Below are 21,995 nucleotides of genomic sequence, written 5' to 3' on the forward strand. Positions count from 1 at the left end.
ATGTGTTGCAAACGGCAGGCCACATGGCAATCGCCGGGCCTGCATCGTCGATCTGACCGCGAGCGGGTCGCAGATCAGTGGCACGTCCCCATCACGGCACCGGCGTTCACAAACTGGCTGGCCAATACTTGCGCCTGTGCATAGGTACATGCGTAGACATAGCTGTTGGACTGATAATTCGTCCCTGGACGCATGCAGATCGGGTAAGCCGTCTTGGCATTACCGTCCGGACACACAGTACTGTCACCAGGCGTGGACCAGTAAGGCACGCCCTGCGAAGTCGATGTCATCAGCGTCAGCTTTCCGTCCGGCCAAATCGTCAATCGTGCACTGGGGTCGTTAACGCCCGCCTGGCCCGTGCCGGATGACCATGCGGCCGTCCCAAAAGCCGGGTAAGGACCGCTATACACGACAAAATTCTTGTCGGTCTGAACGACGGCCCAGGCGCCAGCGCCGGCCGGCTTTCCGGTCGTCCAGATCACTTTCCCGTCCGCCTTGCGGTAGACGACCAGGTTGCCGTCCGTGCCCTGCATGACGAGCATGTATTTTCCGTTGCCGGATTCCAGCGTCTGACCAGCCGTCAGGGGGACGAGCGCACTCAGCGAATCACCTGCTTGAGCAAAACCGGTAGCGGCCATGGCAGCGGCGAAAACGCCCCCCAAAATTAAGCGTTTCATAAATCTCACTTTCAAATCGCGGTTGAATAAATGTGTCCAGTCCGACCAAAGTCGGCGCCGAGATTGTTACACAAAAATATGAATTTCTTCCGCAATTTGATTCATGGATTTTACGTTTTTATTCGCTGTCCGCGATTATTTGTGAGATTCAGGAATACCTTTTTCAATCTGAATTTCACATTATCCAATAGCACAGGCGCGATTATCGACTACAGCGACATTCACAAATAGTTTCAGTTGCCAGACAAATGGGAATACAGCCTTTTTTTGTCTTTCAGGATTCGCGCGTCAGCGCCACGGCCGCGGCCAGCACGACGATCGCCGCCACCGCATACGGCGCACTCGCCGCGACGCCGTACAGCCAGGCCGACGCCAGCGGACCCGCCGTCCGGGCGATGGCCTGCTGCGCCTGGTTTGCGCCCTGCACTTCGCCCTGCCGTTCCGCCGGCGCGGCATTGGCGATCAACGCGCTCGCGGATGGCTGGAACAGGCCGTCGCCGAACGTGAAGATCGCGATCCCGGCCGCGAGCAGCGGCACGATGGCGTGCAGCGGCAGCAGCGCGACGATGGCGAGGCCGAGTCCATTGATCGCGAGGCCGGCAGCGGCGACGCGGCGCTCGCCGAAGCGGGTTTGCAGCCGCGGCGCGGCGAAGCCCTGGCTGACGATGTCCATCGCGCCGACGCCGGCCAGCACCAGCCCGATGCTGCCGGGCTGGAAGGCCAGCAAGTCCTTGAGCAGCACCGTCAGGTTCGCCTGCAGCACCGTGCCGCCCAGCGCGAAGCAGAACACGACCGCGAACAGCAGGCGCAGGCGCGATTCGCGCAGCGCGCGCAGCAGTTGGCCCACGGCGTTGAACTGGCCCCAATGCAGGCGTGCGCTGCGGCGCGCGTGCGGATGGCTTTCCGGCATGCAGGACCAGACGAGCACACAATTCAGCAGCGCCACGGCGGCAGCGCCATACAGCGGCGCCGCCAGCGACACCTGGCCGAGCGCCCCGCCGAGGATGGGCCCCACCATGAATCCAAGCCCCCCGGCAGCGCCGAGCATGCCGAACGCCGGGCCGCGTTCGGCGGGGCCGTGGGTGTCGGCGACATACGCATACAGTGCCGAGATGCTGCCGGCCGTCAGGCCTTCGATCACGCGGCCCAGTACCAGCACCCATAACGCGCCGCCGACGCCGAACACGGCGAAGCCCAGGGCGGAACCGCACAGCGACACCAGCATCACCGGCCGCCGCCCGAAGCGATCGCTCAGCGCGCCCAGCACGGGCGCGGCGACGAACGAACAGAGCGCGTACAGGGCGAGGATCAGCGACACCCACCAGGCGACGTCCGGTGCCGCGACGTAACGCGCCACCGAAAACGGCAGCACGGGAATGATCAGGGTAAAGCCGGCGAAATTGAAGAAGACGGACACGGCGATGATGCCGGTACGTCCGGTGAAACGGGGGATGATTGAGGATGACGATGCGTCCATGGACTGCTCCTTGATCGTCTGTTCGACCGGAGCAGTGCATCGACATGACGACCACACGGACGAACAGTTGGCGCCAACCGGCGCCAGTGTTCGTCGAGGGTTCGCATGCGCGGACGCATGAAACAGAGCTTTCGTTTCCGAAAGGACTTGGGCCTACCTATAACCAAGTCTGCCTTTTCCGACTCTGCGAGTCTAACGTGGTTTTGCTTACCCGGCAATCAGAAGCCGACCTTCACCCCCGCCGACCACACGCCCGCGCGCGCGCCGAAGTCCTTGCGCTTGCCGTAGTTCTCGTACTCGCCGACGAGGGACAGCGTGTCGTTCAGCTTGTACTGCGCGCCCACGCCGGCATACACGTCGTTGTCGTTCTCCGTTGCCGAGTAGCCGATGTCGTTGTTCCACTTGCGCTGGCTGTGCGCGAGGCCCAGCTTGCCGTACGCGGAAAAGCGGTCGGTGATGGGCACCGTGTACTTCGCGGCGACGTACGCGCCGTATCCCTTCGTCGTCGTCTTCACGCCGCCCGGGACGCCCGTCAACGCTTCCGAATACTGGCGGTCGCGGCTGGAGAAATTGACGTAGCCCGCTTCCACGCCCAGGTTGTTCGAGAAGTCCACGCCGCCGAAGATTTTCGCGTCGGCATTACGGCTGTCGGTATCCCGGTTGCTGGTGCTCGCGACGCCCGCGCCGATATACGGCCTGAACGTCGTCGACTGCTGCGCGTGGGCGGCGGTGCCGGCAACAAGCGTGGCAGTGGCGAGGGCGAAGGTCAGTGCTTTCATTGCTATCTCCTGTGGTGGTGTGAGGCCGCCACGATAGCAATGTGTTCAAGAACGAAATATTGGGGATTGGTAAGGATCTGTTACCGCTGTGCATATAGATGACCCGCAGATCAAATATGCATGCAGACAAGCAAAAGTGCGTTGCAAGCCGTAGCGCGGCGTTGGCTGCACGATCCCAGCCATACGCCGACGCTACTTCTGTTTCACTTGCTTACGATTGTGAGGATCATTTAACGCCATTGCTCACGTTAATGAACGGGACCGCGCCACTGGCCACGCTGGGCAGCTTGCCATCCCACTTCTCGATGGCCATGCGCTGGTTTTCCATCTCGCGCAGGCGGATCAGTTCCGGCGTCACCTGCTGGCGCTGCACGGCCAGCGATTCGGCTTCGGCCCTGGCCTGGGCGACGCGCTGCTTCGCCTCCACCTCGATGCGCTGCAGGTCGCGTTCCGCCTTCAGCTTGAGCTGTTCGGCCGTCGTCTTCGCTTCGATCGCCTCATTGAACGAGCGCGAGAAATTGAAGTTCACGATCGAGAACTCGTCCACCACGATGCCGTGGCGCGCCAGCCGTTCGCGCAGCTGGGTGACGATCTGGTCGCGCACCTCGGTACGCTTGGCGATCAGTTCCTCGGCCGTGAAGCGGGCCGTGACGGCCTTCACCGCTTCCTGCACGGCGGGGATGATGATGCGCTGGCCCGGCTCGTTGCCCAGGTCGCGGAACACCGTCATCGCGGCATCCGGACGGACATGGTAGTTCAGCGCCACGCGGGTGTGCACGGTCTGCAGGTCGCGCGAGGCGGCATCGCCATCGCCTTCGCCCTTCTGGATCGAAACGTTGACGAGGTTGAGCTTCTGCGCGATCGGCACGCGGAAGTGGATGCCCTCGCTCAGCACCTGGTCGCTCGGGCTGCCGAACGTCGTCATCACGCCGCGATGGCCGGCCGGCACCGTCCCGAACGGCGCCAGCGCGAACAGCAGGATCAGCACGACGACGGCGATGACAAGCTTCACGCCCGCGTTCAATGACACTCGATTCATTTCAATTCCCTTTCAGCTCTGGTTCCGCCGATCGACTCTGGATCGGCAGGTCGTCTTATATTGACGACGGACAAAGTGTAAAGCTGTCAGAGGAACAATAGAATCAGAAATATCAGAAGCAGAAGTTCGGGAAAGCCGAAGCGCTGGATTCAGGCCGCCGCGATGGCAGCGGCGAAGGCGCGATAGCTGCGCAGCGGACGGCCCAGCAGCGCGGTCAGTCGTGCGACGTCGCCGGCTTCCGGCACCATGCCGTCGGTGGCGAAGCGCTCGCTCATCAGGCGCATGTCGTAGGCCATCCAGGCCGGCATGAACTGGCGCAGGTTCTGTTCGAAGGCGGCCGTGTCGTCGCCGCCGTACGCGATCGGACGCTGCAACACGTCGGACCAGATCGCGGCGATGTCGGTCCCCGTCAGCGTGTCCGGGCCGACGACGTTGATGCGTTCGAGCGGCAACGGCTGCGCGGCATCGTGGCGGCGGATCAGCTCGATGGCGGCCACCTCCGCGATGTCGCGCGCATCGACCATCGCGAGGCCCCTGGCGCCGACCGGCATCGGATACACGCCGTAGCCCAGCACCACGTCCTTGATCGTGACGTCGTTGTCGATGAAATAGGCCGGACGCAGGATGGTGGCGGCAAAGCCCATCTGCTCGATCATCCGCTCGACGCCGAATTTACCGGCGAAGTGCGGCACGTTCACGTACAGGTCGCTGTGGATGACGGACAGGTAGACGACGCGCTGCACGCCCGCTTCCCGCGCCACGTTCAGCGTCACGAGCGCCTGCGTGAATTCGTCGGGGACGACGGCGTTCAGCAGGAACAGGGTCGATACGCCGTCGAATGCGCGGCGCAGGGCATCCACGTCGAGGAGGTCGCCCTGGACGACGTCGACGCCGGCCGGAAAGTCGGCCTTGGCGGGATTGCGGACGAGTGCGCGCACGGGGGCGCCGCGCTGCACGAGCTGGTTGACGACGTGGTGGCCGATGTTGCCGGTGGCGCCGGTGACGAGAATGGTCATGATGTGTGCTCCTGTTGGGTTGTGAAAAGTGTCGGTTGACGCTTCACAGATTAACCATCCCGCAGGCGGACCGATAGACGGTAATATTGGACATCCGGTCTCACAGGTGGAACACATGGACTTGCTTGCCCTCGCCGATTTCAATCTCGTCGCCCGCCACGGCGGCTTCGGCCGCGCCGCCCGGGAGACGGGCCGGCCGAAGGCGACCCTGTCGCGCCGCGTCGCGGAGCTGGAAGCGGATCTCGGCCTGCGCCTGTTCGAACGGGGCGCGCGCCTGCTGAAGCTGACGCAGGAAGGACGCGCGCTGTACGAGCGGACCGGGGCACTCCTCGCGGAGATCGACGAGACGGCGGCAGCCCTCGCCTCGGGCGGCGACCGGCCGCGCGGCCGGCTGCGCATCAGCGCCCCGCTGCTGTTCTCGCAGACGGCGATGGGCACGCTGGCCGCAGGCTTCGCGCGGGCGTATCCCGACGTGCGGCTGGAGGTGACGACGGAAGACCGGCCGGTGGACATGGTCGAGGAAGGCTACGACCTCGTCATCCGCGTGAATCCCGATCCGGACGAAAACCTCGTCGGCCGCATCTTCCTGCGCGACCGGCTCGTCGTCGTGGCGGCACCGCATCTGGCGCGGCCGGCCGATGGGGCGCCCGTGCCCGCCGTCGTGCGGCCCGTGGGCGACCAGGCGACGTGGCAAGTGGCGGGCGCGCCGGACATCGCGATCGACCCGATACTGCGCCTGTCGTCGCTCGTCATGGTGCGCGACGCGGTGCGGGCCGGCGTCGGTGCGGGCTGTTTGCCCGCGTCGGTCGTCAGTCACGATCTCGCGGCGGGGCGGCTGGTGCGCTGGGGCGACGTGGCCGGGCCCGAGATCGCGCTGTGGGCGCTGTACCCGTCGCGCAGGCTGCTGAGCGCGCGCGTGTCGGCCTTCCTCGATTTTCTGAAAGCGGCGTTTCCGAAAGGGACGCCGGACGAACTGGCTGCCTATCTCGCGCCGTGATCAGCGCACGAGCCGCGGTGCCACGCCTTCGTTCGTCATGACCACGGGCCGGATCGTGCCGTCGTCGTTGAAGTAGAGGCGCTCGACGGCCAGCTCGCGATGGTTGCCGTCGGTCTCGCCCAGCGGGCGGCGGTGGTAGGCGATGTACCACTCGTCGGTGCCGGGCACGTTGACGATCGAGTGGTGGCCCGCGCCACGCGCGATCTTGCCATCCTGCGCGAGGATCGTGCCGATGCGCTTGAACGGTCCGAATGGCGACGGGCCCATCGCATACGCGACGCGGTAGTCCGGCCCGGTCCACTCCCCTTCCGACCACATGAAGTAGTACACGCCACGGCGCTTGGCCATGAACGGACCTTCCACGTAGTCCGGATCGGGCGTGATGTCCTTGTACGTGGTCCCGTCCGGGAGCGGCACGACACCGAGCAGGTCCGGCGCGAGTTTCACGACGTTGGCGTGCTTCCAGCCGCCGTAGACCATGTACGCCTGGCCGTCGTCGTCCTTGAACACCATCTGGTCGATCGGCTGCGCGCCATTGTGGATCCGGCCGATCAGCGGCTTGCCGAGGGCATCCTTGAACGGACCATCGGGCCGGTCGCTGACGGCCACGCCGATGCCGCCCAGCTGGTCGTTGCTCTTGATGTCGTTCGCGCCGAAGAACAGGTAGTACTTGCCGTCGTGCGCGATGGCCGACGGTGCCCACACGGCGTACGCGGCCCAGGCCACGTGCGCGACGTCGAGCACGCGCTCGTGCCGCGCCCAGTGCACGAGGTCGCGCGACGAGAACGCGTCGAGGAAGGTCTGCTTCAGGAACGGCGCCCAGATCAGGTCCGAGCGGGCCCGCATCCGTTGCTGGTCCGGCGTGAAGGCCGTCGGCCGCGCCGGTTGTTCGTAGTCCGCGGAATACGTCGGATAGATCCAGTACGTGTCGCCGAACAGGCGGATTTCCGGATCGGCATACCAGCCCTTGACGATCGGGTTGGCCGCCTGCGCGTGCAGCGCGACGGCGGCGGCCGTGGCCAGCAAGGCGCGCTTCATCGCGGCAGCGTGAAGCGGAACGTGGGTTCGATGCCGCGCGCGTGCAGGACGCGAACGATGTCTTCCAGCGTCGCGTCCTCCAGCAGCAGGCCGTCGGCGGCAAGAGGCGGCGGCGCGGCGGCAGGTGCAGCGGGGGTCTCGAGCCGCGCCAGCGCGGCGCTGAACTGGCCGGGCGCGATGCTGTCCAGGCTTTCCAGGAACGCGACCTGCCCCGCCGCGGGCGGCGCCATGTCGAGCCCGGACTCGTCCGCGAACGACGCGCCCATGCCCGGATGGATGAACGCGGCCCACGTCCCGGCCGCCGCGTTCGGGCACGGCGGCAGTTCCACGGGGACGCCGATGGTGTCGGCGGGCGGCAGCGTGTCCGGCCACAACAGGCCCAGGCCGGCGACGAAGCGGCGCGCGTCGGCGACTGGCACGGGCGCCGCCAGCGACAGCCACAGCATGAAGCCGCCGGTGCTCGTCACGCTCACCGCGGGGGCCGGGAAGCCGAAGTCGGCCTGCAGTCCGTTCGCGACGGTGCACAGGTGTTCCCAGTGCTGGGCGTCCGCGCCGGGCGCCTTGCGGAACGGGATCGCGATGGCGCGCACGAGGCCCGCGCCGGAGACGAGGTCCGCGGCCGGGCCGGGGCCGCGCTGCGCGGCCGGGCTGTCCGGCAGCAGGTACAGGCGGTTCAATTCAGAGAGCAGTTTATCCATGCCCGCGATTGTGACACAGGCTCAGAAACCCATCTTGAACCTGGCCTGCAGGCCCGAGTTATTGGTCTCGCTGCCCCATTTCTTCGCGCTGTTGCCGTACTGCTCGTAGCCCGCCGTCACGGACGCCTTCTCGCTGACCCGGTAGCGCGCGCCCATGCCCACGTACGGGCCCAAGTCCGTGTCCGACACGGTATTGCGGAGACTCTTGTCGTGGGCCACCCGCTCGCTGACGGCGACGCCCAGCTTGCCGTAGGCGGAGAACTGGTCGTTGACGGGCACGTTGAGCCGCGCCGCCAGGTAGCTGTTCGCGCCCTTGGTGCCGAGCGCGCCGTTCACCTCGTCGGGCCGGGCGTAATCGGCGAAGTGGAAGCCGCGCGTGTACAGGTTCGCGTAGCCCGTCTCGATGGCGAAGTTCGGCGCCAGGTTGACGCCCGCGAACAGCTTGGGATCGGAGACGTAGACGCCGAACGCGCTCTTGTCCCGGTGGCGCAGGCCATCGGTTTCCGCCGCATTGCCCATGTACGTGCGCGGGACGGGCTGGATCTTCGCGAACGGCGGGGACAGCGTGCGCGTGGCCGACAAGTCCTTCGATGCCGCCGCGCCGTCCAGCAGCTGCGCGTGCGCGCCGCCGGCGGCGAGCAGCCCAGCGGCCAATGCGAGATGGATGGTGTTCATGCGTGTCCCCTTTGTCATGGAAGCCTCCGATCAGGATAGCAGTCCGTGTTCAAGATCGCATCATCCGGCGCGTAAGCGTTTGTGACTAAAAATATGCATTATTCAAGGGTGGTCGGCCAGTTTGCCGCGCAGCATGTCCAGCTGCCGCTTGAGCGCAGCGAGATCGGACGGTTCGCACGCGGTGGCGCACAGCACGCCGTCGTGGATCGCGGCGGCTTCCTGCTCCAGCGCGCGGCCGGCGGGACTCAGGGCCACGACGACCTGCCGTTCGTCGGCGGCGGAACGGGTCCGGTTCACCAGGCCGGCCGCCTCCAGCCGCTTGAGCAGCGGCGTCAGCGTGGCCGAGTCCAGGAACAGCCGGGCGCCGATCTCGGACACCGTCTGCTCGTCCTTTTCCCACAGCACCAGCATGACGAGGTATTGCGGGTAAGTCAGGTCCAGCTTGCGCAGCAGCTTGCGGTACACCTTGTTCATCGCCAGACCGGTCGAATACAGCGCAAAGCACAACTGGTCGTCGAGCAGCGGGGTCCGCTTGCCTTGCTTGGTCGATGTGTCGTTCGCTTCCATGGTTTGCCTATCGGATCGAGGCAGCCTCCACATCAGTGTAGACCTTTTACGGCCGGCCAGCGCACGGCATCACGCGGCCGCCTCGTGTCCCTCGCGCGACACGACGCGGTTGCGGCCGGCATCCTTGGCCTCGTACAACAGTCGGTCGGCCACGTCGACCCAGGCCAGCGGATCGTCGCGCTCGGCCAGCGCCGGATGGCCCACGTACAGGCCCATGCTGAGGGTGACGCGGCCGGTCGGGTTGTCCGCGTGGCGCAGGTCCAGGTCCACCACGGCCGCGCGGATCGTGTCGGCCACCGCGTTGGCGCCGGTGAGGTCGGTGTCGGCGAGGATGATGGCGAATTCCTCGCCGCCGTAGCGCGCGGCCAGGTCGCCCGGCCGCCGCGCTCCGCTCTCGATGGCACCGGCCACCTTGCGCAGGCACTCGTCGCCGGCGGGGTGGCCGTAGCGGTCGTTGTACTGCTTGAAGTGGTCGACGTCGGCCAGGATGAGGGCGAACGGCGCCCCGTTGCGGCGCGCGCGCTCGTATTCGCGCACGAGGCGGTCTTCGAACAGGCGGCGATTGGCCAGGCCCGTCAGCGCGTCGCTGTCGGCCAGGTTCTGCAGCGACGCGTTGTGGCGCCTGAGCGAGACGCCCACGCGGACCAGGTCGCGCTCGAGCCGTTCGCGGACGCGGATCTGGCGCACGAGGATCACGCCGCCGCACGCCAGCAGGAGCATTGCCGCCGCGCCCAGGATCGCCGTCTGCACCGTGGTGCGGCGCCATCCGGACAGGATCTCGTCCGTCGCCTGGCCGCTGGCGACGAACAGCGGATAGCCCACCAGGTGCCGGTAACTGTACAGGCGCTCGACGTTGTCGATCCGGGGCGTCGCCACGATCGAGCCGGCCTGGCCGTCGCGCTGGATCTGCTGCCAGATGGTGCCGTTGCGGATGTCCATGCCGACCTGGTCGTCGTGGAACGGCCGGCGGTAGATCAGCGTGCCGTTGTCGAGCGCGAACAGGATCGTGCCGTTCTCGCCGACATCGAAACTGTCGTAGAAGCGGCCGAACCACGCCAGGTTCAGCGTGGCCAGCACCACGCCGGCAAAGCTGCCGTCGGGTGCTTCGAGGCGGCGCGACAGTGGCAGGATCCACACCCCGGTCGACCGGCTGCGCACGGGCACGCCCACGTGCGTCCCGCGCCCGCTGTGCAGCAGGTGGAACTGGAAGTATTCGCGGTCGAAATTATTGCCCTGCATGGGGCGCGGCAGCGACGATGTCAGCCACTTGCCGTCCGGCCCGTACACGAACAGGCCGTGCAGTTCGCCCATGTCGTGCGTGATCGCGCGCAGCCGTCCCGTCAGGCGTGCCGTGGCGGCCTCGCCCAGGCCATCGTGCTCGACGCGCTCGACCATCTCGGTCAGCACGGCGTCCCCCAACCGGATCGACGTCTCCGCATGCGTCGCGAGCGCCCGCGCCATATTGGCCGTGGCGACGCGGCTGTCTTCCCGTTCGGCCTCATAGGCATGCCAGGCGCTCCAGCCCTGCAGGCCGCCCAGCAGCAGGCAGAAGCAGGCGAGCAGCCCGACAGCCAGCGCGACCAGCGGCCGGCGCTGGCCGTCGGGCGCGGACAATCCCTGGCCGTCGTGGTCGGCGGCGCTGTGGTTGGCATCGTGCATGGTGCGGACTCCCCTCCGGCTCCAGCTTATCCGCGTCGGCGCCCGCCGTCCACATTCGCACGAGCGGCGCCGCTAGATTTCCACCTGCGTGCCCAGCTCGATGACCCGATTGGTCGGAATGCGGTAGTAGTCGGCGGCATCGCGGGCGTTGCGCTGCATCGCGACGAACAGGTGCTCGCGCCACGGCGCCATACCCCCGCCCGGCGTCGAGATCACGGTCTGGCGCGCGACGAAGAACGAGGTCTGCATCATGTCGAACGCCAGGCCATGCGCCGCGCACTGGTCGAGGATGCCGGGGATGTCCGGCTCGTCCTTGAAACCGAATTTCACGTCGACCTGGTGGCAGCCGTGTCCAAGATCGGTAATGCGGATCCGGGACGCCGCATCGACGTACGGCTCGTCGGCGATGTACACGGTGAGAAACACGACGCGCTCGTGCAGCACCTTGTTGTGCAGCAGGTTGTGCAGCATCGCATGCGGCACGCCATCGCTTTCGCCGCGCAGGAAGATGGCCGTGCCGGCGACCCGCGTCGGCGGCGCGATAAACAATGATTCGAGGAAAGCGTCGAGCGGGATGGCGTGCTTCTGCAGGTTCTCGAACATCTGCGCGCGGCCGCGGCGCCACGTGAGCATCAACGTGAACAGCAGCACGCCCAGCGTCAGCGGGAACCAGCCGCCGTGCAGCAGTTTCAGCACGTTGGCCGAAAAGAACGCCGCGTCGATCACGAAGAAGAAGCCGGTCGCGCCCAGGCACAGCAGCAGATTCATGCGCCAGCGGTAGCGGATCACGAAGTAAGTGAGGATCGTCGTCGCCAGCATCGTCGCCGTGACCGCGATGCCGTAGGCGGACGCCAGCGCGTCGGACGAGCCGAACCCGACGACGGCCAGCAGCACGGCGATCAGTTGCAGCCAGTTGATGACGGGGAGATAAACCTGGCCGATCTCGCGCTCCGACGTGTGCACGGTGCGCATGCGCGGCAGGAAGCCGAGCGCGATCGCTTCCTTCGTCATCGAGAACGTGCCCGAGATCGTCGCCTGCGACGCGATCACGGTGGCGATGGTGGACAGCACGACGAGCGGATAGACGCTCCAGCTGCCCAGTTGCTGGTAGAACGGATTGGCGATCGCGTCCGGCCGCGCGAGCAGCAGCCCGCCCTGGCCGAGATAGTTCAGCGCGAGGGCCGGAAAGGCGACGGCGAACCACGCGAGCCGGATCGGTGTCCTGCCGAAATGGCCCATGTCCGCATACAGCGCCTCGGCGCCCGTGAAGGCCAGCACGACCGCGCCCAGCGCCAGGAAGCCGAGGCCGCGGTTGTCGAGGAAGAAGCGCACCGCGTGCCACGGATTGAGCGCGACGAGGATGCCGGGATTGCGCACGATGTTCAGCACGCCCATCGCCGCCAGCGCCGCGAACCACACCAGCATGACGGGGCCGAACCAGCGGCCGATGCCGGCCGTGCCGTGGCGCTGCGCCGCGTACAGGCAGATCAGGACGACGATCGTCAGCGGCACGACATAGGGCTGCAGCGCCGGGGTCGCGACTTCGAGCCCCTCGATGGCGGACAGCACCGAGATCGCGGGCGTGATCACGCTGTCGCCGTAGAACAGCGACGCGCCGAACACGCCGATCAGCAGCAGCCCGAGGTGCATCCGCCTGCGGTCGCCGACGGCGCCCAGCGCGAGCGCCAGCAGGGCCATGATGCCGCCCTCGCCGCGGTTGTCGGCGCGCAGCACGAGCGTCACGTACTTGAACGAGACGATGACGGACAGGCCCCAGAAGATCAGCGACACGACGCCGACCAGGTTGGCGGGCGTGAGGGGCAGTCCGTGCGCCGGGTCGAAGACGGTCTTCAGCGAATACAACGGACTCGTGCCGATGTCGCCGTACACGATGCCGACGGCGGCCAGCGCGAGGCCGGCGATGTTCTTGTTCTGCGTATCCAACCAGGTTCTCCAGCAATGATCGTGCTGGCATCGTACCGGCGGGGCCGTAAAGATTTTGTAAAAAGGGCGCCGCCCGGCCTAATGCCGGTCAGTTAGGCGCTGCTGAATCGATCGCAGGGTGGACTCCCGAGCCCATAAAGCGCATGCGATCCGCAAACGTGTGGCGGGCACGGGGTGCCCACCCTACGGCTCTCCTTAACTGACTGGCATTGGCCGCCCAGCCCCATAAACGACGCCTTTATCCAGACCCGTCGTCTTTTTAGAAAATTTTTACGTGGCGTTTTCTACACTTCCTGCATCGCAATCGACGCCCAAGGAGCTCACATGCACGCCGTGCGGTCCAACGTGGACAGACATCCGATCGGAGCGCCACGGCCATGAACGTCACGATCGTTCCCGCCGCTCTGCGCGCCGTACGCGGCCCCGGTTTTTCCGCAGAAGGAGAGCGCATCGCCCCGCCCCGTCCATGCGGCGGGACGGGTCGCTATTGGAAAAATAAGACAAGAACAAGGAATCAACGTCAATCATGAAAAACATAGTCTTCACCCTGGCTTCGCCATTCATCCTCGCGGCGCTGGCGGCACCGCTGCACGCCCAGGAAACCCAGGCGGCCCGGACTGCCCAGCCGGACGACACCGTGACATTCAACGCCGCGCTCACGTCCGATTACCGCTACCGCGGCATCTCGCAGACGCGCCTGCAGCCCGCGCTGCAGGGCGGCGCGGACTGGACGCACGATCCGACCGGCGTGTACGCCGGCACGTGGCTGTCCACCATCAAGTGGACGAAGGACGCGGGCGGCGGCGGCGGCGTCGAGTGGGACTTGTATGCCGGCAAGCGCGGCCAGCTGACCACCGACGTGAGCTACGACGTCGGCGTGCTGGGCTACGTCTATCCGGCCAACGGCCTGAAGGACGTGCCCGGTTCGGCCGACGCGAACACGGCGGAACTCTACGGCCAGCTCGGCTACGGTCCCGCGTACGTGAAGTATTCGTCGGCGCTCACTAACCTGTTCGGCTTCACCGACAGCCGGCATAGCGGCTACCTGGACGTCGGCGCCAACGTCGACCTGGGCAACACCTTCACGCTGAACCTGCACGCCGGCCGCCAGGACGTGCGCCACCACGACGCCGCCAGCTACACGGACTACAAGATCGGCGTCACGAAGGACTTCGGCATCGCGAGCGTGACGGCGGCCCTCGTCGGCACGAACGCCGGCGAGGCGGCCTACGCGTCGCCCGCGAACGGCAGGTTCCTCGGCCGGAAGGCGCTCGTCGCCAGCGTCGGCAAGACATTCTGATCAACCCACACGAGGTCACCATGGATATCGTCTTCATCGGCGCGATCGTCCTGTTCGCCGTGCTGATCGCCGGCATGGCGAACGGCTGCGCCAAACTGGGAGAACGAAAATGACACTGTTCTACTTGATCGGCGCGCTCGCATCGGGCGCGCTGCTCGCGTACCTGCTGTACGCCATGTTCTGCGCGGAGGATTTGTGATGGACATGCATTCGCTGGCGCTATTGGCGCTGTTTTTCGTGATCCTGCTTGCCCTGTCGTGGCCGCTCGGCATCCTGCTCGCGCGCGTGGCCGAAGGCGGTCGCGTGCCCGGCGTCGGCTGGCTGTATCGCATCGAGGCCGCCTTGTACCGCGCCGCCGGCGTCGCCGCGGGCACGGGCATGCACTGGAAAACCTATGCGCTGTCCCTGCTCGCATTCAACGCGCTCGGCACGCTGGTCGTCTACCTGCTGCAGCGGGTCCAGGGCTGGCTGCCCTTCAATCCCCAGGGCCTCGCCAACATCGGCCCCGATTCGGCGTTCAACACCGCCGTCAGCTTCGCCAGCAACACCAATTGGCAGGGCTATGGCGGCGAACAGACGATGAGCTACCTCACGCAGATGCTCGCCTTCACGTGCCAGAACTTCTTCTCGGCCGCCACCGGCATCGCCGTCGTGTTCGCGCTGATCCGCGGCTTCTCGTCGAAGTCGGCGCGCGCCATCGGCAATTTCTGGGTCGACCTCGTGCGCACCACCCTGTACGTGCTGCTGCCGCTGTCGCTCGTGTTCGCCGTGTTCCTGATGGGCCAGGGCGTCATCCAGAATTTCTCGGGCTACCAGGAGGTGCAGTTGCTCGAACCGCTCACCTACACGCAGCCGAAGGCGGGCACGCACGGCCAGCCCGTGCTCGATGCGCAAGGCCAGCCCGTGACGGAGTCCGTGACCACGACGACGCAGACGATCGCGATGGGCCCGGTCGCCTCGCAGGAAGCGATCAAGATGCTGGGCACGAACGGCGGCGGCTTCCTCAACGCGAACTCCGCGCACCCGTATGAAAACCCGACCCCGCTGTCGAACCTGTTCCAGATGGTGTCGATCTTCCTGATCCCGGCCGCCCTGTGCTTCGCGTTCGGCCGCCTCGTCGGCGACCGCCGCCAGGGCTGGGCGATCCTGGCGGCGATGACGGTGCTGTTCGTCGTGATGACGGCCGGCGTGATGACGGCCGAGCACCAGGCCCACCCGGCGCTGGCCGCGCTGGGCGTCGACCAGAACGCCGGCGCCCTGCAGGCGGGCGGCAACATGGAGGGCAAGGAAACGCGCTTCGGCATCGACGCCTCCGCGCTGTTCGCCGCCGTCACCACGGCCGCGTCGTGCGGCGCGGTCAACGCGATGCACGACTCGTTCACGCCGCTGGGCGGCGCGGTGCCGCTCATGCTGATGCAGTTCGGCGAGGTCATCTTCGGCGGCGTCGGCTCCGGCCTGTACGGCATGCTGGTCTTCGCGATCATGGCCGTGTTCATCGCCGGGCTGATGATCGGCCGCACGCCGGAATACCTCGGCAAGAAGATCCAGGCCTACGAGATGAAGATGACGTCGGTCGCCATCCTCGTCACGCCCGTGCTGGTACTGGCCGGCACCGCCATCGCCGTGCTGGCGGCCGCGGGCAGGGCCGGCGTCGCCAATCCCGGCGCGCACGGCTTCTCGGAAATCCTGTACGCGTTCAGCTCGGCCGCCAACAACAACGGCAGCGCGTTCGCGGGCCTGTCCGCCAACACCCCGTTCTACAACTGGATGCTGGCGATCGCGATGTGGTTCGGACGCTTCGGCGTGATCGTGCCGGTGCTGGCGATCGCCGGTTCGCTCGCGGCCAAGCAGCGCCTGCAGACGACGGCCGGCACCATGCCCACGCACGGCCCGATGTTCGTGGGCCTGCTGGTCGGCGTGGTCGTGCTGGTCGGCGTGCTCAACTACGTGCCGGCGCTCGCGCTCGGCCCCGTCGTCGAACACCTGCAACTGTTTACCAAATAACCCGGAGTCGCCATGAACCAAATGAAATCCCCGGCGACGGCGCCCATCGCCGCGCCGGCCGACGCGGCGCCGGGCCGGCACCTGTCGATGTTCGACACGACGCTGGCCGGCCCCGCCCTCGTCGACGCCTTCAGGAAGCTCGGCGTGCGCACCCAGCTGCGCAGCCCCGTCATGTTCGTTGTGTACGTCGGCAGCATCATCACGACGCTGCTGTACGTGCAGGCCCTGGCCGGCACGGGCGAAGCGCCTTCCGGCTTCATCCTCGCCTGCGCCGTGTGGCTGTGGTTCACGGTGCTGTTCGCGAACTTCGCGGAAGCGCTGGCCGAAGGCCGCAGCAAGGCCCAGGCGGCCTCGCTGCGCGGCCTGAAGGAAGCCGTCACGGCGAAGAAGCTGGCGGTGCCGAAGCACGGCACCACATGGCTGCCCTGCCCCGCCGGCGACCTGCGCAAGGGTAACCACGTGCTGATCGAAGCCGGCGACGTCGTGCCCATCGACGGCGAGGTCGTCGAAGGTGTCGCATCGGTGGACGAGAGCGCGATCACGGGCGAATCCGCCCCGGTGATCCGCGAATCCGGCGGCGACTTTTCCGCCGTCACGGGCGGCACCCGCGTGCTGTCCGACTGGCTCGTCGTGAAGGTGACGACGAACCCGGGCGAGACCTTCCTCGACCGCATGATCGCGATGGTCGAAGGCGCCAAGCGTAAGAAGACGCCCAACGAGATCGCGCTGACGATCCTGCTGGTGGCGCTCACCATCGTGTTCCTCGTCGTGACGGTGACCCTGCTGCCGTTCTCGCTGTACGCGGTCGACGTCGCCAAGGCCGGCACACCGGTTACGATCACCGTGCTGATCGCGCTGCTCGTGTGCCTGATCCCGACGACCATCGGCGGCCTGCTGTCGGCCATCGGCGTCGCGGGCATGAGCCGCATGATGCGCGCCAACGTGATCGCGACGTCGGGCCGCGCCGTGGAAGCGGCCGGCGACGTCGACGTCCTGCTGCTCGACAAGACCGGCACCATCACGCTCGGCAACCGCCAGGCGGCCGCGTTCCTGCCCGCTACCGGCGTGGCCGAGCGCGACCTGGCCGACGTGGCGCAACTCGCGTCGCTGGCGGACGAGACGCCGGAAGGCCGCAGCATCGTCGTGCTCGCCAAGCGCTTCGGCATCCGGCAGCGCGAGCTGGAAAGCCTGCACGCCGTGTTCGTGCCGTTTTCCGCGCAGACCCGCATGAGCGGCGTCGATTGCGGCGAGCGCCGCATCCGCAAGGGCGCCTACGACGCCGTGCGCCGCCACGTCGAATCGCTCGGCGAAACGTTCCCGGCCGACGTCGTGCGCAGCGCGGAAGACGCCGCGCGCCGCGGCAGCACCCCGCTCGTCGTGGCCGAGGACGGCCGGGTGCTGGGCGTCGTGGAGCTGAAGGACATCGTCAAGGGCGGCATCAAGGAACGCTTCGCGGAACTGCGCCGCATGGGCATCAAGACCGTCATGATCACGGGCGACAACAAGCTCACGGCCGCCGCCATCGCCGCCGAGGCCGGGGTCGACGACTTCCTCGCCGAGGCCACGCCGGAGGACAAGCTGAAGCTGATCCGCACTTACCAGTCGGAAGGCCGCATGGTGGCGATGACGGGCGACGGCACCAACGACGCCCCGGCGCTCGCGCAGGCCGACGTGGCCGTGGCGATGAACTCGGGCACGCAGGCGGCCAAGGAAGCGGGCAACATGGTGGACCTCGACTCGAATCCGACCAAGCTGCTGGAGATCGTCGAGATCGGCAAGCAGATGCTCATGACGCGCGGCGCGCTGACCACGTTCTCGATCGCGAACGACGTGGCCAAGTATTTCGCGATCATCCCCGCCGCCTTCGTCGGCACCTATCCGCAGCTGCGGGCGCTCGACGTGATGCACCTCGCGAGTCCGGCGTCGGCGATCATGTCCGCGCTGATCTTCAATGCGCTGATCATCGTGTTCCTGATCCCGCTCGCGCTGCGCGGCGTGCGCTTCCGCGCGATCGGCGCCACCGCCCTGCTGCGCCGCAACCTGCTCGTCTACGGCGTCGGCGGTATCATTCTGCCGTTCATCGGCATCAAGCTGATCGACATGCTGCTCGCGGCGCTGAACCTCGTCTGAACCTGGAGACCACCATGACCTCCCTGTTTCGTCCCACGCTCGTCCTGTTCGGCGCCCTGACGCTGCTGTGCGGCGTGCTCTACCCGGCCGCCGTCACCGGTATCGGCCGCGCCGTCTTCCCGCACCAGGCCGGCGGCAGCCTGATCGAAGCGAACGGCAAGGCCGTCGGCTCGACCCTGATCGGCCAGCCGTTCTCCGCGCCCGGCCATTTCTGGGGCCGCCCGTCGGCCACTGCGCCGATGGCGGACAATGCGGCCGGCTCCGGCGGCTCCAACCAGGGGCCGACCAATCCCGCGCTGCTGGACGCCGTCAAGGCCCGCATCGACGCGCTCACGGCGCTCGCCCCCGGCAACCATGCGCCCATCCCCGTCGACCTCGTCACCGCGTCCGCCAGCGGCCTCGATCCCGAGATCAGCGTGGCGGCCGCCGAATACCAGGCCGCGCGCGTCGCCGCGGCGCGCAGGCTGCCCGTGGCGCAGGTGCGCGCCCTGATCGACCGCTACCGGCAGGACCCGGCCCTGGGCTTCCTCGGCGAGGCGCGCGTCAACGTGCTGGCGCTGAACCTCGCTCTGGACGGCAAGGCACCATGAGGACGAAAGCGTGAGCGTGCCCGGGGACGAGGTGCGGCGCGATCCGGACGCGTTGCTGGCCCGCGTGCAGGAAGAAGAACTGCGCGCGGCGCGCGGCCGGCTGCGCATCTACTTCGGCGCGTCGGCCGGCGTCGGCAAGACGTACGCGATGCTGTCCGCGGCGCGCCAGCTCGCCGCCACGCGCGCCGTGCTGGTCGGCGTCGTCGAGACGCATGGCCGCGCCGAAACGGAAGCGCTGCTGGACGGCCTGGAGGTCCTGCCCCGCCGCCAGATTGCCTACCGCGGCAAAGTGCTGCCGGAATTCGACATCGACGCTGCGCTGGACCGGCGCCCGGCACTGGTGCTCGTCGACGAGCTGGCGCATTCGAATGTCCCCGGCTCGCGCCATCCGAAGCGCTGGCAGGACGTCGACGAGCTGCTGGCCGCGGGCATCGACGTGTTCACGACGGTGAACGTGCAGCACCTGGAGAGCCTGAACGACGTGGTCGGCGGCATCACGGGCGTGCGCGTAGGCGAGACGGTGCCGGATTCCGTGTTCGACGCGGCCGACGAGGTCGTGCTGGTCGACCTGCCGGCGGACGAGCTGCTGGCGCGCCTGAAACTCGGCAAGGTGTACCAGCCGGCCCAGGCCGAGCGGGCGGGCCGCAATTTCTTCCGCAAGGGGAACCTCATCGCGTTACGCGAACTGGCGTTGCGGCGCACGGCGGAGCGCATCGGCGACGACGTGCGCGCCTACCGCGTCGAACAGTCGATCGATGCCGTGTGGCGCACCGGGACGGCATTCCTCGCCTGCGTCGGCCCCGGACCGGGCGCGGAAGGGATCGTGCGCAGCGCCGCGCGCCTCGCGGCCCAGTTGGGCGCCGACTGGCACTTGGTCTACGTCGAGACGCCGGCCCTGCAACGTCTCGACGCGGCCCGGCGCGAGCGCATCCTGGACACGTTCAAGCTGGCGCGCAGCCTCGGCGCGGTCACCGCGGTCCTGTCGGGCGACAGTGTGGAAGCCACGGTCGTCGACTACGCGCGCGACCACAACCTGGCCCGCATCGCGCTCGGCCGGAGCCAGGCGCGCTGGCCGTGGCAGGTCGCGTGCGGCCGGCGCATCGCCCGGCTGGCGCCCGACGTCGAACTGCTCGAAGTCGCCGTGCTGCCGGCACCGACGCCGGACACCGTCCGGCCGGTCCCCGTCGCGCGTTCCGCCGACGTCCGCGCCGCCGTCGCGGCCCATGGCGCGGCGGTCCTGTCCAGCCTCGGCATGGCGCTCGCGTTGACGCCCGCCGTGGGCCACCTGGACCTGGCCAACATCGCCATGCTGTTCCTGCTCGTCGTGCTGCTGGTGGCGGTGCGCCTCGGACGCGGTCCGTCCGTCACCGCGACCTGCGTCAGCGTGGCCTGCTTCGACTTCTTCTTTGTCCCGCCGCGCTTCACGTTCGCGATCTCGGACATCCAGTACCTGGTGGCGTTCGGCGTGATGCTGGCGGTCGGCCTGATCACGGGACACCTCACGGCCGGCCTGCGCTTCCAGGCGCACGTCGCCGCGCGGCGCGAAAGCCGCACGCGCGCGTTGTACGAATTCGCCCGTGCCCTGTCCGGCGTGCTGCAGACGGAGCAGATCCAGGAGGCGACGCGCGACGCCATCGGACGCACGTTCGGCGCACGCACGGTCCTGCTGGTGCCGGACGCGGCCGGTCGCATGACCGTGTCCGGCGGCGACGCCATCGCGGCGCTCGACACCGGCATCGCGCAATGGGCGTTCGACCACGGCGCCAGCGCGGGCATGGGCACCGACACCCTGCCCGGCAGCCCCGTCTTCTACATGCCGCTGGTCGCGCCCATGCGCACGCGGGGCGTGCTCGCGATCGAGGCGGCCACGCCGCACTGGCTGACGGCGCCGGAGCAACGCCAGCAGCTCGACACGTTCGCGGCGCTGGCCGCCATCGCGCTGGAACGGGTGCACTACATCGAGGTCGCTCAGGACGCGCTGGTCCGCATCGAATCGGAGCGGCTGCGCAATTCGCTGCTGGCGGCGCTGTCGCACGACCTGCGCACGCCGCTCACGTCGCTGATGGCGCAGGCCGAGGCGCTGGCGGGCTCCGCGCCACCGCTGGCGCCCGGACAGCGCGCGATGGCGGACGCGTTGCGCGAGGAAACGGTGCGCATGGGGCGGCTCGTCACGAATCTGCTCGACATGGCGCGCATCGAGAGCGGCGACGTGAAGCTGAGGCTCCAGTGGCAGCCGGTCGAGGAAGTCATCGGCAGCGCCCTGGCGGCCAGCCGCGGCGCGCTGGCCGGCCGCGTCGTGGAAACGCACGTGCCGGCCGACCTCCCGCTCGTGCAGTACGATGCCGTGCTGGTCGAACGCGTGCTGTCCAACCTGCTGGAAAACGCGGGCAAGTACACGCCACCCGGCAGCACGGTGGCCGTGTCCGCGGAACGGCACGGGCAGTGGCTGAACGTCGCGGTGACGGACGACGGCCCGGGCCTGCCGCCCGGCCAGGAGGACGCCGTGTTCGAGAAATTCACGCGCGGCGAACGGGAATCGGCCAAGCCCGGCGTGGGGCTCGGCCTGGCCATCTGCCGTGCGATCGTGGGCGCGCACGGCGGCACGATCCGCGCGGCCAACCGCCCCGGAGGCGGCGTCGCGTTCACGTTCGCGCTGCCGCTCGGGACGCCCCCGGCACTGCCGCCGGACGACGACATGGAGGACGGCGATGAGTGATTTTACCGGCACGGCCCTGCTCGTGGAAGACGAGCCCCACATCCGCCGCTTCGTGCGCGGCGCGCTGGAACGGGAAGGCTGGCAGGTGCACGAGGCCGCGACGCTCGAACGCGGCCTGACGGAGGCCGGCACGCGCAAGCCGGACGTGGTCATCCTCGACCTCGGCCTGCCGGACGGCGACGGCACCGACTTCATCGCCGACCTGCGCAAGTGGTCGGGGGTGCCGGTCATCGTGCTGTCGGCCCGCGTGAACGAGGACGAAAAGATCCGCGCGCTCGACCGCGGCGCCGACGACTATCTGACGAAACCGTTCGGGGTCGGCGAACTGCTGGCGCGCGTGCGCGCGTCGCAACGGCGCCTGCGCGGCCCCGCGACGGGCGGCGACGGCAAGGTGAGGTTCGGGGATGTCGTGGTGGACGTGCAGAACCGGCGCGTCACGAAGGGCGGCGCCGCCGTCAGATTGACGCCGACGGAGCATCGCCTGCTGGCCGTCCTCGTGGCCAACGCGGGCAAGGTCATGACGACGCCGCAGCTGCTGCGCAGCGTGTGGGGACCGAACCAGTCCGACCATGCACACTACCTGCGGATCTACATGGGCCACCTGCGCCACAAGCTGGAAGACAATCCGGCCCAGCCCCGCTACCTCGTCACCGAGACCGGCGTCGGCTACCGGTTCCAGCTGCCGTGAT

At 67.8% G+C, this 21,995-nt stretch carries 19 protein-coding genes; 8 read left to right on the forward strand and 11 right to left on the reverse strand.

Translation table 11 applies throughout. The features are described from left to right. Positions 1-74: 74 nt before the first annotated feature. The 5 genes from QPK29_RS24370 to QPK29_RS24390 form a co-directional block, all read right to left on the reverse strand. A complete protein-coding gene (locus QPK29_RS24370; protein ID WP_160410585.1) occupies positions 75-677 on the reverse strand; it encodes a hypothetical protein in 603 nt (200 codons plus the stop codon). 274 nt (positions 678-951) lie between these two features. Further along, positions 952-2,154 carry an MFS transporter gene (locus QPK29_RS24375; protein ID WP_371768483.1) on the reverse strand — a complete coding sequence of 401 codons (1,203 nt, stop codon included), beginning with the start codon at positions 2,152-2,154 and terminating at the stop codon, positions 952-954. A gap of 218 nt (positions 2,155-2,372) precedes the next feature. After that, positions 2,373-2,933 (reverse strand): porin family protein, encoded by a 561-nt coding sequence (locus QPK29_RS24380; RefSeq protein ID WP_056126331.1) that lies wholly within the window; start codon positions 2,931-2,933, stop codon positions 2,373-2,375. A 226-nt stretch (positions 2,934-3,159) separates the two neighbouring features. Further along, on the reverse strand, positions 3,160-3,972 hold the full coding sequence (locus QPK29_RS24385) for a prohibitin family protein (protein ID WP_371768484.1): 813 nt from the start codon (positions 3,970-3,972) through the stop codon (positions 3,160-3,162). A 149-nt stretch (positions 3,973-4,121) separates the two neighbouring features. Further along, complete coding sequence (locus QPK29_RS24390) at positions 4,122-4,988, reverse strand: SDR family oxidoreductase (RefSeq protein WP_371768485.1); 867 nt, start codon at positions 4,986-4,988, stop codon at positions 4,122-4,124. A gap of 115 nt (positions 4,989-5,103) precedes the next feature. Between QPK29_RS24390 and QPK29_RS24395 the strand changes: the two genes are divergently transcribed. Next, positions 5,104-5,985 (forward strand): LysR family transcriptional regulator, encoded by an 882-nt coding sequence (locus QPK29_RS24395; RefSeq protein WP_056126327.1) that lies wholly within the window; start codon positions 5,104-5,106, stop codon positions 5,983-5,985. Here the strand turns inward: QPK29_RS24395 and QPK29_RS24400 are convergent, their stop codons facing one another. From QPK29_RS24400 to QPK29_RS24425, 6 genes are all read right to left on the reverse strand, one after another. After that, a complete protein-coding gene (locus QPK29_RS24400; RefSeq protein WP_371768486.1) occupies positions 5,986-7,023 on the reverse strand; it encodes a glycoside hydrolase family 43 protein in 1,038 nt (345 codons plus the stop codon). Beyond that, positions 7,020-7,721: a hypothetical protein gene (locus QPK29_RS24405; protein ID WP_056330176.1), complete on the reverse strand. Its 702-nt coding sequence runs from the start codon at positions 7,719-7,721 to the stop codon at positions 7,020-7,022. The genes QPK29_RS24400 and QPK29_RS24405 overlap by 4 nt, the downstream gene beginning before the upstream one ends. Before the next feature lie 21 nt (positions 7,722-7,742). After that, positions 7,743-8,396, reverse strand: coding sequence for an outer membrane beta-barrel protein (locus QPK29_RS24410; RefSeq protein WP_371768487.1), 654 nt, complete (start codon positions 8,394-8,396; stop codon positions 7,743-7,745). 102 nt (positions 8,397-8,498) lie between these two features. Then, the gene (locus tag QPK29_RS24415; protein WP_371768488.1) at positions 8,499-8,963 is read right to left on the reverse strand and encodes a MarR family winged helix-turn-helix transcriptional regulator; all 465 of its coding nucleotides are present in this window, start codon (positions 8,961-8,963) and stop codon (positions 8,499-8,501) included. A gap of 69 nt (positions 8,964-9,032) precedes the next feature. Beyond that, entirely contained in the window at positions 9,033-10,622 is a 1,590-nt protein-coding gene (locus tag QPK29_RS24420; RefSeq protein ID WP_056330182.1) for a sensor domain-containing diguanylate cyclase, read from the reverse strand. Between the two features lie 72 nt (positions 10,623-10,694). Continuing rightward, positions 10,695-12,566: a potassium transporter Kup gene (locus QPK29_RS24425; RefSeq protein ID WP_056126315.1), complete on the reverse strand. Its 1,872-nt coding sequence runs from the start codon at positions 12,564-12,566 to the stop codon at positions 10,695-10,697. A gap of 526 nt (positions 12,567-13,092) precedes the next feature. Here QPK29_RS24425 and QPK29_RS24430 point away from each other — a divergent pair. The 7 genes from QPK29_RS24430 (at position 13,093) to kdpE (ending at position 21,994) form a co-directional block, all read left to right on the forward strand. Beyond that, entirely contained in the window at positions 13,093-13,866 is a 774-nt protein-coding gene (locus QPK29_RS24430; RefSeq protein ID WP_371768489.1) for a TorF family putative porin, read from the forward strand. 109 nt (positions 13,867-13,975) lie between these two features. Next, on the forward strand, positions 13,976-14,065 hold the full coding sequence (locus QPK29_RS24435) for a potassium-transporting ATPase subunit F (RefSeq protein ID WP_056126308.1): 90 nt from the start codon (positions 13,976-13,978) through the stop codon (positions 14,063-14,065). Further along, entirely contained in the window at positions 14,065-15,870 is a 1,806-nt protein-coding gene (kdpA, locus tag QPK29_RS24440; RefSeq protein WP_371768490.1) for a potassium-transporting ATPase subunit KdpA, read from the forward strand. The genes QPK29_RS24435 and kdpA overlap by 1 nt, the downstream gene beginning before the upstream one ends. Before the next feature lie 21 nt (positions 15,871-15,891). Beyond that, the gene (gene kdpB, locus QPK29_RS24445; protein ID WP_056126304.1) at positions 15,892-18,000 is read left to right on the forward strand and encodes a potassium-transporting ATPase subunit KdpB; all 2,109 of its coding nucleotides are present in this window, start codon (positions 15,892-15,894) and stop codon (positions 17,998-18,000) included. Between the two features lie 14 nt (positions 18,001-18,014). Continuing rightward, positions 18,015-18,590, forward strand: coding sequence for a potassium-transporting ATPase subunit KdpC (gene kdpC / locus QPK29_RS24450; RefSeq protein WP_371768491.1), 576 nt, complete (start codon positions 18,015-18,017; stop codon positions 18,588-18,590). Positions 18,591-18,600: 10 nt separating this feature from the next. After that, positions 18,601-21,306 carry a DUF4118 domain-containing protein gene (locus tag QPK29_RS24455; protein WP_371768492.1) on the forward strand — a complete coding sequence of 902 codons (2,706 nt, stop codon included), beginning with the start codon at positions 18,601-18,603 and terminating at the stop codon, positions 21,304-21,306. After that, a complete protein-coding gene (gene kdpE / locus QPK29_RS24460; RefSeq protein WP_371768493.1) occupies positions 21,299-21,994 on the forward strand; it encodes a two-component system response regulator KdpE in 696 nt (231 codons plus the stop codon). Before QPK29_RS24455 ends, kdpE begins: the two co-directional genes overlap by 8 nt. The last annotated feature ends 1 nt before the right edge of the window (position 21,995 follow it).

Origin of the sequence: Massilia orientalis, from assembly GCF_030411975.2 — a bacterium.
Classification (GTDB): Bacteria; Pseudomonadota; Gammaproteobacteria; order Burkholderiales; family Burkholderiaceae_D; genus Telluria; species Telluria orientalis.

Excerpts from the sequence above, each read along its gene's own strand:
- QPK29_RS24370 (WP_160410585.1), bottom strand. The coding sequence starts at position 677 with ATGAAACGCTTAATTTTGGGGGGCGTTTTCGCCGCTGCCATGGCCGCT.
- QPK29_RS24375 (WP_371768483.1), bottom strand. The coding sequence starts at position 2,154 with ATGGACGCATCGTCATCCTCAATCATCCCCCGTTTCACCGGACGTACC.
- QPK29_RS24380 (WP_056126331.1), bottom strand. The coding sequence starts at position 2,933 with ATGAAAGCACTGACCTTCGCCCTCGCCACTGCCACGCTTGTTGCCGGC.
- QPK29_RS24385 (WP_371768484.1), bottom strand. The coding sequence starts at position 3,972 with ATGAATCGAGTGTCATTGAACGCGGGCGTGAAGCTTGTCATCGCCGTC.
- QPK29_RS24390 (WP_371768485.1), bottom strand. The coding sequence starts at position 4,988 with ATGACCATTCTCGTCACCGGCGCCACCGGCAACATCGGCCACCACGTC.
- QPK29_RS24395 (WP_056126327.1), top strand. The coding sequence starts at position 5,104 with ATGGACTTGCTTGCCCTCGCCGATTTCAATCTCGTCGCCCGCCACGGC.
- QPK29_RS24400 (WP_371768486.1), bottom strand. The coding sequence starts at position 7,023 with ATGAAGCGCGCCTTGCTGGCCACGGCCGCCGCCGTCGCGCTGCACGCG.
- QPK29_RS24405 (WP_056330176.1), bottom strand. The coding sequence starts at position 7,721 with ATGGATAAACTGCTCTCTGAATTGAACCGCCTGTACCTGCTGCCGGAC.
- QPK29_RS24410 (WP_371768487.1), bottom strand. The coding sequence starts at position 8,396 with ATGAACACCATCCATCTCGCATTGGCCGCTGGGCTGCTCGCCGCCGGC.
- QPK29_RS24415 (WP_371768488.1), bottom strand. The coding sequence starts at position 8,963 with ATGGAAGCGAACGACACATCGACCAAGCAAGGCAAGCGGACCCCGCTG.
- QPK29_RS24420 (WP_056330182.1), bottom strand. The coding sequence starts at position 10,622 with ATGCACGATGCCAACCACAGCGCCGCCGACCACGACGGCCAGGGATTG.
- QPK29_RS24430 (WP_371768489.1), top strand. The coding sequence starts at position 13,093 with ATGAAAAACATAGTCTTCACCCTGGCTTCGCCATTCATCCTCGCGGCG.
- QPK29_RS24435 (WP_056126308.1), top strand. The coding sequence starts at position 13,976 with ATGACACTGTTCTACTTGATCGGCGCGCTCGCATCGGGCGCGCTGCTC.
- kdpA (WP_371768490.1), top strand. The coding sequence starts at position 14,065 with ATGGACATGCATTCGCTGGCGCTATTGGCGCTGTTTTTCGTGATCCTG.
- kdpB (WP_056126304.1), top strand. The coding sequence starts at position 15,892 with ATGAAATCCCCGGCGACGGCGCCCATCGCCGCGCCGGCCGACGCGGCG.
- kdpC (WP_371768491.1), top strand. The coding sequence starts at position 18,015 with ATGACCTCCCTGTTTCGTCCCACGCTCGTCCTGTTCGGCGCCCTGACG.
- kdpE (WP_371768493.1), top strand. The coding sequence starts at position 21,299 with ATGAGTGATTTTACCGGCACGGCCCTGCTCGTGGAAGACGAGCCCCAC.